Here is a 13,814-nt window from a genome sequence, read left to right as displayed (position 1 = left end):
TCAAGCTCCCCACAGAATTTGAATGCCCCACACCAGGTACACGAAGATGGCCAGAATGATCAGCGTCTGGGCACCCACGCGCAGGCGAGTGGACTTGAGGTAATCGGTGGTGACTGTCCACAAACCGATCCAGGCGTGCGCGGCGATCGAGATAAACGCCAGCAGCGAGAAAATGCGCATCCAGGTTTGCTCGAACAGACCGCTCCAGGTGTAGTAATCCAGATTCGGATTGAGCAGCAGGTAGGCGACCACGAAAACGGTGTAAAGGGCCAGAACGACCGCAGAAACACGCTGCATTAGCCAGTCAGACAGCCCGCTGCGCCCAAAACTTGTGATGTTGGTTACCATACCCAAACTCCTGCCAGAATGATCAGAACTGCGCTTACTACGACGGTCGCCTGTGCTTTTTTCACGCCACCTTCTAATGTCACGCCAATGTTGGCATCCATCAGCAGGTGCTTGATGCCCGCGACGAAGTGGAACGCCAAGGCAGACAGCAGCCCCCACGCAACGAACTTGGCGAAGAAATTGTTAGCCAAGGCGCTGCTGACAGCGTCGAAGCCAGCCGGAGATGACAGGGATTTACCCAACGCCCAAAAAGCGAAGATCAGGCCAACGAACAGGATGACACCCGTGATACGGTGTGTAATCGACGTTAGCGCCGGTAGTGGGAAATGTATCGTGGTTAGGTCTAGGTTTACGGGTCGTTTGCTATTCACGGCGTTATACACACTCTCTTGGCCCGCTCTGCGACAGGTCGGGCATAGCCCGAGCGGGCAGTGGTTGCTGGAAGGGGCTCGGCCGTTGCCAAGTCGGGCACGACCACCTACCTGCCGGTCGCGCGCCGTGGATTATAAGAACCTTAGCCCCTGCTGACAAACCGATCTCAGGCTTAACTCGACCATGGTGCAAGAAAAATGCCGCCTACCCGAGTCGATTTTGCGATGCAGCATGGTTATAGTGACAGCAGATTGATGGTTTGATAAGCCTGTTAACGTATCGTCAATCCTCTGGCACTTCGCTACTATGAACACCCTATTCATCATATACAATAATTGTTCAAAACAACAATGTCTGTACAAGCGTTACTAGCGCTTAGGCTAATTGACAAAATGTCGCACACTTCTATAGTGGGCAAGCCTTTTCGCCGGCGCGGTATGCGAAACAACGACTTTACGTCCCAAACCGAATTCGAAAGGAGGCCAGCATGGCTGACAGGAAAGCGACATTGACGGTAGACGGTCTTGATAAAACGATCGAGCTGCCCATGTATTCCGGCACACTTGGCCCCGACGTCATCGACGTGCGCGGCCTAGGTGCTGAAGGCCTGTTTACCTACGACCCCGGCTTTATGGCCACTTCTTCCTGCCAGTCCGCAATCACCTATATTGATGGCGGCAAGGGCGTACTGCTGCACCGCGGTTACCCCATTGATCAACTGGCGAAAGAGTCGAACTTTGTAGAAGTTTGTTACACCCTGCTGTTTGGCGAACTCCCCAACGACGAGCAGTACGCTGATTTCGAATCGCGCATTCGCAATCACACCATGGTGCATGATCAGATCAACAACTTCTTCAAAGGGTTCCGCCGCGACGCGCACCCGATGTCGATTCTGTGTGGTGTCGTAGGCGGCCTAGCGGCCTTCTACCATGACCACATGGACATCACTCAAGAAGAAGACCGGGTCATCAGCGCTATCCGCCTGATCGCCAAGATGCCGACCCTGGCGGCCATGTCGCACAAGTACAACGTGGGTCAGCCGTTCAACTACCCGCGTAACGATCTGAGCTATGCAGAGAACTTCCTCTACATGATGTTCAGCAATCCGTGCGAAGAGTACAAAATCAACCCGGTCTACGCGAAAGCCATGGACCGCATCTTTATGCTGCATGCGGACCACGAACAAAACGCTTCGACTTCGACCGTTCGTTTGGCGGGCTCCACCGGCGCTAACCCGTTTGCCTGCATCAGCGCGGGTATCGCCGCCCTGTGGGGTCCGGCCCACGGCGGCGCGAACGAGGCCGTGCTGAACATGCTCGACGAGATCGGCGACGACTCAGAAGAGAACATTCAGCGCTTCGTCGACAAAGCGAAAGACAAGAACGACCCGTTCAAGCTGATGGGCTTTGGTCACCGCGTGTATCGTAACTTCGATCCGCGTGCCAAAGTGATGAAAGAGACCTGTGATGAAGTGCTGGCCGAACTCGGCATGGCCGACGATCCGCAGCTCAAAATCGCCAAGCGTCTGGAGCAGATCGCGCTCGAGGATGAGTACTTCATCGAACGTAAACTGTACCCGAACGTCGATTTCTACTCGGGCATCATCCTGAAAGCCATGGGCATCCCGACCAACATGTTTACCGTAATCTTTGCGGTGTCGCGCACCATTGGCTGGATCTCTCACTGGCACGAAATGCTCAGTGAAAGCTACAAAATCGGCCGCCCGCGCCAGCTGTACGTCGGTCACGAAAAACGTGACTATCCTAGCAAGTGATTTGGCGGCTAACGCGCTAATGCACGCATAGGATGACAAAGGCCACCCAAGGGTGGCCTTTTGTTTGCTCGTACCTTCTACCAACAACAAAGGTGTTTTATGCGATCTATCAAAACCGTTGCGTTTATCGGTCTTGGCGTCATGGGCTACCCCATGGCGGGCCACCTCGCCAAGCAAGGTCTCACCACACGGGTTTATAACCGCACCGCCAGCAAAGCGGAGGCATGGGCCAACGCATTCGGAGGCACAGCCCACGCGACGCCTGCCGAGGCCGCCAAAGGGGCCGACCTAGTGCTGGTCTGCGTGGGCAACGACGACGACGTGCGCCAAGTGACTACCGGCAGCGACGGCGCCCTGAGCACCATGGACAGCGGAAGCTACCTGGTCGATCACACCACCGCATCAGCAGATTTAGCGCTGGAGCTAGAGGCTGCGTGCCGGGAGCGCGGCGTAGCATTCATCGACGCCCCTGTCTCAGGCGGGCAGCAAGGGGCGGAAAACGGCGCCCTGACCATCATGTGCGGTGGCGAGCAGGCTCACTTCGATGCGGTCGCCCCCCTCCTGAACCACTATGCACGTGCCGTGACGCTCATGGGTCCTGCCAGTAGCGGTCAGCTCACGAAAATGGTGAACCAGATCTGTATCGCTGGACTGGTACAAGGCTTGGCGGAAGGCCTGCACTTTGCCGAACAGGCCGGCCTTGATCAGCACCAGGTGATCGACGTCATCTCTAAAGGCGCCGCTGGCTCTTGGCAAATGGAGAACCGCCACACCACCATGATCGCCAACGAGTACAACCATGGCTTCGCGGTGGACTGGATGCGCAAGGATTTGGGCATTTGCCTAGAGCAGGCGCGACGACTGAACGCCACTCTCCCCGTCACCGCCCTGGTCGACCAATTCTATGCGGACATACAGCGTATGGACGGTGGCCGCTGGGACACGTCCTCGCTGTTAAAACGGCTGCGCAAGCCAGAATAACGCTTGACTTTCGGGCACTGCCAATCTGGACAGGGTTTTCCACACTATCTGTGGATAACCCTGTTCACAACCACTAGAAAACGTCCCACAATCGCCATGAACAGTGACCCAGCCTTAAATTGGTTATTTTTTGACCTAACATAAGTTACTGATTTAAAAGGGTTTAAGGTAAATCGCTGATTTTTTGCGTCATATTTATGCGGTTGTGCACAACCCGTTTCATCGAGACGCAAAAGTGGACAAGTCAAGCACAATATTGACAAAAAACGCGTGAAATGGACGCAAGTTCTAAACGGCGGGAATGCAAAAAAGGCAAGTGAGAAGACTCATTGCTATTTGCGAATTAGGCTGTTTTGAAGAAGCAGATAAACGAGGTGGCGTCCCATAGGGGGTTCGAACCCCTGTTCCCGCCGTGAAAGGGCGGTGTCCTAGACCACTAGACGAATGGGACGTATCTGACCTGAGATATCTTGGACAAAACAACACCAATGGAAATTGATGTTGGTGGAGCCTAGCGGGATCGAACCGCTGACCTCAACACTGCCAGTGTTGCGCTCTCCCAGCTGAGCTAAGGCCCCACATGTCGTGAAGACGGAGCGTATATTACTGATTCGCCTGATCTTCGTCAAGCGTATTTATCGAAGAAAACGCCACGCTTTCTCACTAGGGGTCACGTGGCGCTCCTCGTGTGCAGGGAAGATGGTCAATTACAGGTCGCGATACTCTTTTTCAAAGCGCTTCGCCTGCTTTTTGGACACGCCCCCAAGCACCTCGATGGCGTTGCGCAGCCGAGCACGCGTCACGTCGGAGCCCAGGATGGCCATCGCGTCCATGACCGACGTACTAGACGTGCTTCCTGTGATGGCGATGAACACCGGTGCCAAAAAAGCCTTCATCTTGAGATCGAAGTGCTCCGCCAATGCTTTCACCTCGGCCAATAGCGCCTCTTTATGCCATGCAGGCACGGCTTCAAAGCGCCATACCAGGAACTGCAGGAGCTTGACGAGCTCCTCGTTCTCGAGCTTGACACTCTCGAAGTCATCTTCGCTAAGCGCCGGTAAGCCCGAGAAGAAGTGCCCCGCTAGCGGAACGACCTGGGAAAGCGTCTCTACTCGGGGACGTACTTGCGGCAAAATCTGCTTCACGTACGCATCGTTGAACGCCCATTCACGGAGCGCCTGCAGCAGTGCGTCGTCATCCAAGTCTTCCCGAATATAGACGCCGTTCAGCCACGTCAACTTCTCCAGATCGAACACGGGCCCACCGAGTGAGACACGCTGAATATCGAATTCCGCCATCATCTCGGACAGGCTGAATTTTTCACGCTCATCGGGCATCGACCAACCCATACGGCCCAGGTAATTGGTCACGGCCTGAGGTAAAAAGCCCATGCGGCGATAGTAGTTGATCGACGTGGGGTTTTTACGCTTGGAGAGCTTGGACTTATCCGGATTACGCAGCAACGGCATGTGACACAGCTGCGGCATGTCCCAGCCAAAGTACTCGTATAGCAGTTGGTGCTTCGGCGCTGAGTTGATCCACTCTTCACCGCGCAGCACGTGGGTAATGCCCATCAAGTGGTCATCTACCACGTTAGCCAGGTGATAGGTTGGCATGCCGTCAGACTTCATGAGGATTTGCGCATCGACCTGCGCCCAATCCACCTCGATGGTGCCGCGCAGCATATCATTCACGACGCATACGCCCTCGCTGGGCACGTTCATACGTATCACGTACGGCCAGCCTTCCTGCTCACGGCGCGCCTGCTCGGCGGCCTCTAGGGCCAGATCGGCGGGCTTCAGCGCAAGATGAAGCCCCGCTTCTTTACGCGACTCCCGCAGCTCGTCCAGCTCTTCACTCGTGCGGTAGCACTTGAACGCATGTCCGGCGTCTAGCAGCTGTTGAGCGTGCACTGCGTAAATATCACCCCGCTCGCTTTGACGGTAAGGGCCATGGGGGCCGCCAACATCGGGACCCTCGTCCCACTCCAACCCCAGCCAGCGCAGGGAATCCAGAATCATCTGCTCGGATTCAGGCGTGGAACGCACCCGGTCGGTATCTTCGATACGCAGAATGAACTGGCCGCCATGCTGACGAGCAAAGCAGAGGTTAAACAGCGCAATATAAGCAGTGCCTACGTGCGGATCTCCTGTGGGAGAAGGCGCTATGCGAGTGCGAACGGTCATAAACGGATCCTTTTGGCAATGAAGCGTGGCGCCATTATACGCACCCTTAGAACAACCAACAGCCTTAGCAAGGGAACGAGTTCGACTTAAAAGCGTCTGATCGGATGCTCAAGGATCGTCGATAGGAAGATGCGCGTTAAAGCACAATCGCTTAGTATGGCGTAGTACCTATGATTCGTGTTCATACATGAGAAAGAGTTGCGCCTTTCTCGATATGATCAGAGCGCCACCTTACGGGTGGAAGTACATTCAACGAGCTGATTTGGCTCATCGACAGGAAAATGAAATGGAATCGCTAGGCTCACGTATCAAGCAACTGCGGCTTAGGGCCAAGCTCAACAAAGCTGCCCTTGCACGTAAAGTTGGCGTGTCAGATGTCACCATTTCTTACTGGGAGTCTGGGGCGATCAAACAGATCGGCCACGAGCGCTTGGTCGCGCTGGCTGATGCCCTTGATTGTTCGCTGGCTACCCTGCTAGAAGGCGACAGTGCACCACAACTGTTAACCCTGAGCCATACGGGTCCCCTCCCCTGGGAACAGGTTCAGGCAACGACCATTACCGTACCGCATCATCTGCCGTTAAAGATCGACTGGAAAGCGCCTTGCGTGATGGCGACTCCTGGCAAAGACACGGATTTTTCACCCTTTGCATCCGGTGATTTACTCCTGCTCGGCCCGACGCATGTGTTCCACAAAGCAGGCCATTACTTGGTCCAACGTGATGACCGCTTCGTGATCGAACACTTTGCGAAAGCCCCCAGTGACACCTCTATCCATGCCGTGCTGTTGGCACACTGGTGTCCTGCCTAAAGCAACTACCTCCCCATCCCTTTAGTTGTCCTCAATCACCTCCACCTGGTCGCGTGTTCGTCTTGGTTCGTTGCCAATCAAGAAACGGCGCGAGTAGGTGGCTATCTGTCCTAACCCATGGCGGGATTGGCTCACTAGCTCTCCCGCCAAATATTCGCCTTCCGGCCCAATGCGTGCCTGTACGCTTTCCGGCTGAACGGTGGCTTCGCCTAGCTGTACCGTAACCAAGTAGCCGCCATCCGGGAGTCCGCTGCCCGAGCCAAACGGCCCCGCTTCGAATCGGCCGCCGTCAACCCGCGTCCGCGCCTGCCAGCGGACACGACTAAGCTCTCTTTCGACGATCACCTGCACTTGAGCGCTATCCGGCAAGTTGGTCTCTCCTTGCACCATGAGGCGACGATCCGGCCTTAACGATGCCGTGGTAGAGATCGCGACCTGCAGCGGCTCCATTGACTCAGTCGGTTGCTCTGGCTCCGATGCACGCTCCTCGGCAACCGAGGTCGGCTGTGTCTGGGCCACCTCCTCTTCCGGCCCGCTGCAGCCGTTCAATAGCAGGGTGCCTACCAGCGCCACGCCAATACTACCGAGCGTTTTCCCCATAACGACTCCTCTTGTTAATGTTCCGCCCACGACAGCACAACGCAAGCTCTCACCATACCGCTTTTGACCGCAAAATACGCAAAGTGATGCAAGGGTTTATAAGAAGAGCGATCTGCTGTGCCATTATTGATACAAGCCTTTCCACATCGCCCCCTTTGATAAGCCACGCATCATCGGGCGACACTGCCCTATTAACGTTTGAGCGGTACGCCCAGCTTTGTACTGTTCAGCCCTTCTTGCGTACAATTGCACGCTAACGATACCCCTCCGACTACATAGCCACGGTGTACCACCTCTTTTCGTGACACGGCAAGAACGTTGACATTGGTACATGAGTGGTCCTCCGAGCAAGACATATAGACAGCATCCTACTGATGCAAGTGATTGATATGACGACACAACACCCAGCAAACGCGGCCCGCCGATTTTCCGTCGCCCCCATGATGGATGGGACGACAAGCCCAGTAAAATAGGGCTTTCCAGCCCGCTTGGTACACTGGTGGTACACTCATGAGCGCCGCCCATAAAATTAAGAAATTCCGCTATTCCCTCCGCGATACACCCACCGGCGAACCGACCATCGTCTTTGAGATCCGCCATCAATTCCAAGGCGCTAAGATCGGCCTCACTCCCTCCGACACAGTTGAACTCTGGCTAACCTATGCCGAAATGCCCCACGTCATTGACCACTTGATGGATGAACGCACCTGGGAAGCTCACCGCAAAGCCATCTTGAATCTGCTCGCTTCGCACTTCACCCCACCACCTCGCTAATCGCTGCCAAAAAGTGCATAAACGCGCATGAAAACGCATGAAAAAATAGTCCTTTAAAACCTCCTTGCCGCCCAGTAGTGGCGCGGCCTGAGCTGCTGCTGCAAGGGTGCATAAAAACCACCACATTTAGCGCGCGGGCGGGGCGGGGTGCCGATGGCGCGGCGTGGGTCGTCGCCGTGGGTGGGCGGGCGGGCCGTACAGCCACCACAAGGCACGTTCTCGCTTCGCGCACGGTCGGGACAGGCTTAGAATTGCGTCGTTTGTAGCGAATAATAGAGCTAATCATAAGACTAATACGACTCATTCAAAACACAGCTTCACGTATGCGCGCACAAAAAAGCCGCCCCAGTGGGCGGCTGCGTTCAGTGGCTTGTTTCACTCTGCGTTCGGGTCATCCAGTCGGTAAGGGTCGAACCTCACCACCTCTTCCCCAACGTGCTCGTTGATCTCTCTCATCGTCGCCTGCAGCGGTTCCAGTTCATTGGCTACGAACACCCGCGCTGCCTTTTCGATGTCGCCAAACCCGCCAGTGTTTTGCGGGATGATGCCCATCAACTGGGGCGGTATGCGATGACCAGCCAGCTGATCGTCGCGGGTGATGTTCTTGATGTTGTAGAACTCATCTTTGGCGGCCACCTCTGACACCGGGATGATTTGTACGCCATCTTTCTTACCTCTGGGCGAGTAGAGAAACAGGTTCCGGAAGTTGCCCGGCCCCTTGCTCTCTTTCAGCGCTTTACGCATTGCGTCGATGTCTTTCTGATCGTGGGCGGGGTCGTTCACGTACATGATGAATCCCGCGTGAGAACCGTTCAGATAGTACCGACGCCGGAACAGTGTCGCGCTCTCATTCAACCAGGCGCTTTGCAGGCTGCCGATATAGTCCGGCACTCCGTAAATGCTTTGATCGATATCGGGCTCCAACAGATGGATGGTTCGCCCCTTGGGCAGCTCCACGCGCTCCATATAGTTGGGGTTCCACCAGTACCGATCATTGTCACCGCGTCTCATGTACTTTGACGAACGGTGTTGTAAACCCAGTAAGCGCCCTAGCCGCCCTCTCAGCTCCTCCAAGTACCCGTTGCCGAACACCAAATAATCAAGGGCCAAAGCGCTAAAGTCGCGGCGGCTTAGCAGCGGGTGAGGCACAAACGTTTTTAGCAAGATGTTCCGCTTCACTTGCATGGCGCTGCCGTGGTGTGGGGTCGCACGATAGCTCTTGGCTAGAATGCTCAAAGGGATCGGCGGCTCGTACCACTCATCCGGCGTCAACCAGACGCCTTCATACCAAACGTCACGCATGCTGGTGACCGGCTCAGGATCGCCAAAGGTGAACGCCTCCATCCGCCCGTTGTCAGTGGCCACCGCTGGGGCGGCCGTTTCAGTCTGATAGGCGGGCACGCGAATACGCGGCTTAGCCGCAGCGGTCGTTGTCATTCGTACATCTCCATTAGGGATTGCCCAGCGCCTTCGTTGGCCGGGCCGTCGATAGGCTCAAAATGTAAGGCGTGCATCGTTGCCCACGCGAGATCCGCGTGGCCGGTCGCCTTGTTGCGACCCGATACATAGGTGAATTGGCGGCCAGAGCCGGTCAGCTCCTTTTTGATACACATGAACGACGCGGCGAGATCCGACCAACCGGCATCGAACTCCAAGCGGTCTTTGCGCATGATCTGCTGAGCCTGGAGCACCATTGAGGTTTTGAGCGCGACGTCGTAACGGTAGCGAACCACGGTCGGGAACCACTTCTCAACATGCTCAGCCACCGCGCCGCCAATGCCGGTGGTATCGATGCCGATATGGCCAATCGTGTATTTGTCGCGGAACGACTCGATGAACGCGGCTTGATCTTCGTAGTCCTGACCTTTGAGCCGGTGCCGCTCCAATACCCGGTGCTTTTCCTCGCGAGTACGCGCGGGAAGAACCACCACCAGCCCCGCGCCGTCGCCATCCTCGCCCTGCCCGGTCGGGTCGTAACCGATCCACACCTCCCGATCACCCACCGGGCGCGGCGCAAACGGTCGGTAGTCATCCCACACTTCCCAGCTATCCACCATGCAGGCCTTCATCGTGGCCAGCGGGAAGGCGCTTTGCGAATCATCGACAAACCCGCACATCAGCAGGTTGTCGAACTCTTCCGGCGAATACTCCATGCGCAGCTGATCAAGGTCGAACAGATCGCAGCCGCCTTCCATCGCATCCAGCACGGTCACGATCTGCCGCCAGTGCCCATCCGGGCACAGCTTGCCGTTTTTCAATGTTTCGTGGCTGACATCGAACTCGGCGCGCTCGCTCTTCTTGCGGCGCTTGTTGAACAGATCCCCATTCCAGAACGGGTACCCCTCGTGGCCAACACTCGACGGCGTCGAAAAATACGTCTGCCGCCACTTCTTGTGCATGGCCATGCCGCTGGTGACCTTGCGGAACTCGGCAAAGCGATGAATCCAGAAATACTCATCCAGATAAACGTCACCGTGGTACCCCTGGGCGGTTTTGCTGTTGGTGCCCAGGAAGTGCAGCTCGGCGCCGTTATCCAAAACAATCGGGTCGCCCTTCAGCTCGACATCGCACACCTCTTTGACGAACTGGACGATGTAGTTACGGAAGATATGCGCCTGGGCACGGCTGGCAGAAAGAAAGATCTTGTTACGCCCGGTTTTGAACGCATCCACGATGGCTTCACGCGCAAAAAACCACGTTGCGCCAATCTGGCGGCTTTTGAGGATGTTACGAATGCGGTGCTTATGCCCCGCCTCTAACCACACCTTTTGATACTCGAACAGAGAATCCAAGAAGGCGACTTCCAACGCCTCCATTAGCTCCTCAGTCAAAGAGTTTCGACGTGGCTTCTTCTTCGGCCCAGCGTTGCGCGCCTCAATGTTGGGGTTTAAGTCTCCCTCGCGCCCGGTTTCGTCATACTTCCGAATCCTAGCCAGGCGCTCCAGTTGGCGACCAAGCAAATCAATCTCTTTAAAGTCGCCCGGCTCTTTTTTCGGCTTGGCCACCAATTGAACCATTCGCGCCTCCAGCGAGTGTTCTACTCGCTCGATGGGCGTGGCATCTTCCCAACGGTCGCGCGCCTTCCAGCTATGCACCGTCGCGGCTTTTTCGTTAATCACCTCAGCAATGCGCGCGACTCGCCACCCCTGCCAGTACAAATGGCGGGCGGTCATACGCGGCGATTCCTCGGCGCTCAATATCGGGGTGGGGGCTGTCGTCGTCATGCCGCCAGCGTACCCGCCGCGCGCGAAGCCCACGCCTGCCGTGGCTTGTCTTACCAACCCCGCACAACGCCAAAGCGTTGAGCCAAACGCGCTACACGCGGAACCTGAGCCCACACGAACAGCCACCCGCTCAGGAAGCCCAACATGCCCAAGTCATTCCGCGTCGCCACCGAAGGCGCAACCACCGACGGCCGCGAGATCCAACGCGAATGGATCGAACAAATGGCCGCTAACTACGACCCCAAAAAGTACGGTGCCCGCGTCTGGATGGAACACATTCGCGGCCTGACCGCCGACAGCGTCTTCAACGCCCTCGGAGACGTGCTCTCGGTAGAAGCCCGAGAAGTGGAAGACGGCAAGCTGGCCCTGTTCGCCGAAATCGACCCGACCGACGAACTCAAGGCGATGAACAAAAAGCGCCAAAAGGTTTACAGCTCCATCGAGGTCAACCCCAAGTTTGGCGACACCGGCGAAGCCTACCTGGAAGGCCTAGCCGTCACCGACTCCCCCGCATCGCTCGGCACCGAGATGATCAAGTTCAGCCGCGAAGCGGGCAAAGGCTCCCCGCTGGCCAGCCGCAAGCAGCACGAAGGCAACCTGTTCAGCGAAGCGGTCGAAGTCGTGCTGGATTTCAGCGAAGAGAAGCCACTGGCGGCCGAGGGCCTGAAAGCTAAGATCGCCAGTTTGTTCAAACGCCACGACACCAAAACCACCCAAGGCTTCGAAGCTTTCCGCACCGAGTTAGAAGGCACGCTGGAAGTGGTCGCCGAGCACTACAACGCTCTGGCCGATGAGCTGGAAAACCGCCCCACCGCCGAGCAGTTCAGCCAGTTGCAGTCAGCCCACAACCAACTGAACAAACGCTTCGAAGAGCTATACGCCCAGATCGACAGAACCCCGGACACCCCGCCGCGCACACCCGCCACAGGCGGTGGCCAACAACTCACCGACTGCTAAGCCCCGCTAGCTGCCGCCAACACAATCATTCAAGGGAAACACCATGCGCACCGATACACGTAAAGCCTTTAACGCCTTCAAAAATCAGCTAGCGAAGCTGAACGGCGTCGAGAGCGCGGGCGAACAATTCAACGTCACGCCCAGCGTTCAGCAAACGCTCGAAACCCGTATGCAGGAGTCCAGCGAGTTCCTGTCCAGCATCAACATGGTCGGCGTCGATGAGATCAAAGGGCAGAAAGTGGGCCTCGGCGTCACCGGCCCCATCGCCGGTCGCACGAACACCGAAGAGAAAGACCGCGCCACCCGCGACGTCACCGAGCTGACCGACAACAGCTACGAAGCGGTCAGCACCGAGTTCGATACCCATATCAAGTGGGCGCAGCTGGATGCCTGGTCACGCTTCCCAGACTTTCAAGCACGTATCCGCAACGCCATCCTGCAGCGTCAGGCGCTCGACCGGATCATGATCGGCTTTAACGGAACCACAGCCGCCACGGAAACCGACCGCACCGCAAACCCAATGCTGCAGGATGTGAACATCGGCTGGCTGCAGAAGTACCGCACTCATGCGCCCGCCCGCGTGCTCACCGATGGAGCCACGGCGGGAAAAGTGACCGTAGGCGCTGGCGGTGATTATGAAAACCTCGATGCCCTGGTATTCGATGCCGTCAACGAAATGATCGACCCCTGGTACCGAGAAGACACCGCGCTGGTGGCCATCATGGGCCGGAAAATGTTGGCGGATAAGTATTTCCCGCTGATTCAAGGCAACGCAGAAACCCCGACCGAAGCCCGGGCGCTTGATCTGATCATCAGCCAAAAGCGCGTCGGTGGCCTGCAAGCCGTGCGCGCCCCATTCGTGCCCGACGGTGCGGTGATGATCACCTCACTGGCCAACCTGTCGCTTTACTGGCAGCTCGGCAGCCGCCGCCGTTACGTGATGGACAACCCCAAGCGCAACCGCATCGAAAACTACGAAAGCTCCAATGACGCCTACGTCATTGAAGATTACGGCTTCGGTTGCCTGGTAGAGAACATCACTGAAGTCGCCGCTGGGGGTGCGTAATGAAAAGCCCAGCCCGTAAACACTACGAGCAAGTGACCGCCGCGAAAGCGGCGGGCGCTGCCACTCCAGGCGAGCAGCAACGAGGCGAGCAATACGAACTCCACGCGCACGCCCTGTATGAGGCCCGCCGCACCCTCAAAACCATCAAGTCGATTCAGGCGAAGATCGAGAAAAAGCGGGAATTGCTGCCCGAATTCATGCCCTACATCAACGGCGTGCTGAGCGAAGGCAACGGCGCAAAAGACGACGTGCTCATGACCATGATGGTCTGGTGTATCGACGTGGGCGACTTCGAAAAAGCGCTGGAAATTGGAGCCTACGCCGTGAAGCACAGCATCGATACGCCCGACCAGTATGAGCGCGACACTGTCAGCATCCTGGCCGAAGAGATCGCCGAAGGCGTCAAGCTACAACTGGCAAAAGAAAATCCCGACGCCGACGCGCTAGCCAACGTCATGGCACGCGCCGTGGCCATCATCGGTGATGCCGATATGCACGATGAGATCAAAGCCAAGGTGCATAAGTACTACGGCTACGCCCTACGCGCCGCAGAAGATCCCGAAGGCGCGCTGGATCAGCTCAAGCAAGCGCTGTCGCTCAATGAGCGAATTGGCGTCAAGCAAGACATGCAGCAGCTAGAACGGCAGCTAAAGAACGCAGGCGAAAAGGCCAACGCCTAACGCCCAACCGAGTCGCACCCCGACGGCAAGGGGGCACCGCC

Annotated in this window: 13 protein-coding genes and 2 tRNA genes; 7 read left to right on the top strand and 8 right to left on the bottom strand. The window is 56.8% G+C overall.

What is annotated here, in order from left to right; translation table 11 throughout:
* Complete coding sequence (sdhD, locus tag CTT34_RS05465; protein ID WP_139525437.1) at window positions 1–348, bottom strand: succinate dehydrogenase, hydrophobic membrane anchor protein; 348 nt, start codon at window positions 346–348, stop codon at window positions 1–3.
* Window positions 342–719, bottom strand: coding sequence for a succinate dehydrogenase, cytochrome b556 subunit (gene sdhC, locus CTT34_RS05460; protein WP_217352983.1), 378 nt, complete (start codon window positions 717–719; stop codon window positions 342–344). The genes sdhD and sdhC overlap by 7 nt, the downstream gene beginning before the upstream one ends.
* A gap of 488 nt (window positions 720–1,207) precedes the next feature.
* Here sdhC and gltA point away from each other — a divergent pair, with 488 nt between their 5' ends.
* Together gltA and CTT34_RS05450 are read left to right on the top strand one after the other, a co-directional pair.
* Window positions 1,208–2,494, top strand: a complete 1,287-nt coding sequence (gene gltA / locus CTT34_RS05455) for a citrate synthase (protein ID WP_139525436.1) — start codon at window positions 1,208–1,210, stop codon at window positions 2,492–2,494.
* A 99-nt stretch (window positions 2,495–2,593) separates the two neighbouring features.
* Window positions 2,594–3,475, top strand: a complete 882-nt coding sequence (locus CTT34_RS05450; RefSeq protein WP_217352982.1) for an NAD(P)-dependent oxidoreductase — start codon at window positions 2,594–2,596, stop codon at window positions 3,473–3,475.
* A gap of 375 nt (window positions 3,476–3,850) precedes the next feature.
* Here the strand turns inward: CTT34_RS05450 and CTT34_RS05445 are convergent.
* From CTT34_RS05445 to gltX, 3 genes are all read right to left on the bottom strand, one after another.
* Window positions 3,851–3,926 (bottom strand) — tRNA-Glu (locus tag CTT34_RS05445).
* A gap of 51 nt (window positions 3,927–3,977) precedes the next feature.
* A tRNA-Ala gene (locus CTT34_RS05440) sits at window positions 3,978–4,053 on the bottom strand.
* Window positions 4,054–4,182: 129 nt separating this feature from the next.
* A complete protein-coding gene (gene gltX, locus CTT34_RS05435) occupies window positions 4,183–5,661 on the bottom strand; it encodes a glutamate--tRNA ligase (protein WP_159341538.1) in 1,479 nt (492 codons plus the stop codon).
* A 286-nt stretch (window positions 5,662–5,947) separates the two neighbouring features.
* On the opposite strand from gltX, the gene CTT34_RS05430 reads away from it, so the two are divergent.
* On the top strand, window positions 5,948–6,472 hold the full coding sequence (locus tag CTT34_RS05430; protein WP_159341537.1) for a helix-turn-helix domain-containing protein: 525 nt from the start codon (window positions 5,948–5,950) through the stop codon (window positions 6,470–6,472).
* Window positions 6,473–6,493: 21 nt separating this feature from the next.
* On the opposite strand, the gene CTT34_RS05425 is transcribed toward CTT34_RS05430, so the two are convergent.
* Window positions 6,494–7,072, bottom strand: coding sequence for a hypothetical protein (locus CTT34_RS05425; protein WP_159341536.1), 579 nt, complete (start codon window positions 7,070–7,072; stop codon window positions 6,494–6,496).
* A 510-nt stretch (window positions 7,073–7,582) separates the two neighbouring features.
* On the opposite strand from CTT34_RS05425, the gene CTT34_RS05420 reads away from it, so the two are divergent.
* Window positions 7,583–7,846: a hypothetical protein gene (locus CTT34_RS05420; protein WP_159341535.1), complete on the top strand. Its 264-nt coding sequence runs from the start codon at window positions 7,583–7,585 to the stop codon at window positions 7,844–7,846.
* 375 nt (window positions 7,847–8,221) lie between these two features.
* Here CTT34_RS05420 and CTT34_RS05415 read toward each other — a convergent pair whose 3' ends face one another.
* Both CTT34_RS05415 and CTT34_RS05410 read right to left on the bottom strand, forming a co-directional pair.
* Complete coding sequence (locus CTT34_RS05415) at window positions 8,222–9,283, bottom strand: phage portal protein (protein ID WP_159341534.1); 1,062 nt, start codon at window positions 9,281–9,283, stop codon at window positions 8,222–8,224.
* Window positions 9,280–11,070, bottom strand: a complete 1,791-nt coding sequence (locus tag CTT34_RS05410) for a terminase large subunit domain-containing protein (RefSeq protein ID WP_159341533.1) — start codon at window positions 11,068–11,070, stop codon at window positions 9,280–9,282. Before CTT34_RS05410 ends, CTT34_RS05415 begins: the two co-directional genes overlap by 4 nt.
* A gap of 144 nt (window positions 11,071–11,214) precedes the next feature.
* Here CTT34_RS05410 and CTT34_RS05405 point away from each other — a divergent pair, with 144 nt between their 5' ends.
* From CTT34_RS05405 to gpM, 3 genes are read left to right on the top strand one after another with little or no spacing between them, the layout of a single operon-like run.
* The gene (locus tag CTT34_RS05405; protein ID WP_159341532.1) at window positions 11,215–12,027 is read left to right on the top strand and encodes a GPO family capsid scaffolding protein; all 813 of its coding nucleotides are present in this window, start codon (window positions 11,215–11,217) and stop codon (window positions 12,025–12,027) included.
* A 43-nt stretch (window positions 12,028–12,070) separates the two neighbouring features.
* Window positions 12,071–13,093: a phage major capsid protein, P2 family gene (locus CTT34_RS05400; RefSeq protein WP_159341531.1), complete on the top strand. Its 1,023-nt coding sequence runs from the start codon at window positions 12,071–12,073 to the stop codon at window positions 13,091–13,093.
* Entirely contained in the window at window positions 13,093–13,773 is a 681-nt protein-coding gene (gpM, locus tag CTT34_RS05395) for a phage terminase small subunit (RefSeq protein WP_159341530.1), read from the top strand. Before CTT34_RS05400 ends, gpM begins: the two co-directional genes overlap by 1 nt.
* Window positions 13,774–13,814 lie beyond the last annotated feature (41 nt).

This window comes from Halomonas meridiana (assembly GCF_009846525.1).
Lineage (GTDB): Bacteria > Pseudomonadota > Gammaproteobacteria > Pseudomonadales > Halomonadaceae > Vreelandella.
Note: the sequence above shows the minus strand (reverse complement) of the source record. Positions and strands in the feature narration are given on the sequence as shown.

What these genes read in the sequence shown, in the direction of transcription:
- sdhD (WP_139525437.1), bottom strand. Translation starts at nt 348, where the DNA reads ATGGTAACCAACATCACAAGTTTTGGGCGCAGCGGGCTGTCTGACTGG.
- gltA (WP_139525436.1), top strand. Translation starts at nt 1,208, where the DNA reads ATGGCTGACAGGAAAGCGACATTGACGGTAGACGGTCTTGATAAAACG.
- CTT34_RS05450 (WP_217352982.1), top strand. Translation starts at nt 2,594, where the DNA reads ATGCGATCTATCAAAACCGTTGCGTTTATCGGTCTTGGCGTCATGGGC.
- gltX (WP_159341538.1), bottom strand. Translation starts at nt 5,661, where the DNA reads ATGACCGTTCGCACTCGCATAGCGCCTTCTCCCACAGGAGATCCGCAC.
- CTT34_RS05430 (WP_159341537.1), top strand. Translation starts at nt 5,948, where the DNA reads ATGGAATCGCTAGGCTCACGTATCAAGCAACTGCGGCTTAGGGCCAAG.
- CTT34_RS05425 (WP_159341536.1), bottom strand. Translation starts at nt 7,072, where the DNA reads ATGGGGAAAACGCTCGGTAGTATTGGCGTGGCGCTGGTAGGCACCCTG.
- CTT34_RS05420 (WP_159341535.1), top strand. Translation starts at nt 7,583, where the DNA reads ATGAGCGCCGCCCATAAAATTAAGAAATTCCGCTATTCCCTCCGCGAT.
- CTT34_RS05415 (WP_159341534.1), bottom strand. Translation starts at nt 9,283, where the DNA reads ATGACAACGACCGCTGCGGCTAAGCCGCGTATTCGCGTGCCCGCCTAT.
- CTT34_RS05410 (WP_159341533.1), bottom strand. Translation starts at nt 11,070, where the DNA reads ATGACGACGACAGCCCCCACCCCGATATTGAGCGCCGAGGAATCGCCG.
- CTT34_RS05405 (WP_159341532.1), top strand. Translation starts at nt 11,215, where the DNA reads ATGCCCAAGTCATTCCGCGTCGCCACCGAAGGCGCAACCACCGACGGC.
- CTT34_RS05400 (WP_159341531.1), top strand. Translation starts at nt 12,071, where the DNA reads ATGCGCACCGATACACGTAAAGCCTTTAACGCCTTCAAAAATCAGCTA.
- gpM (WP_159341530.1), top strand. Translation starts at nt 13,093, where the DNA reads ATGAAAAGCCCAGCCCGTAAACACTACGAGCAAGTGACCGCCGCGAAA.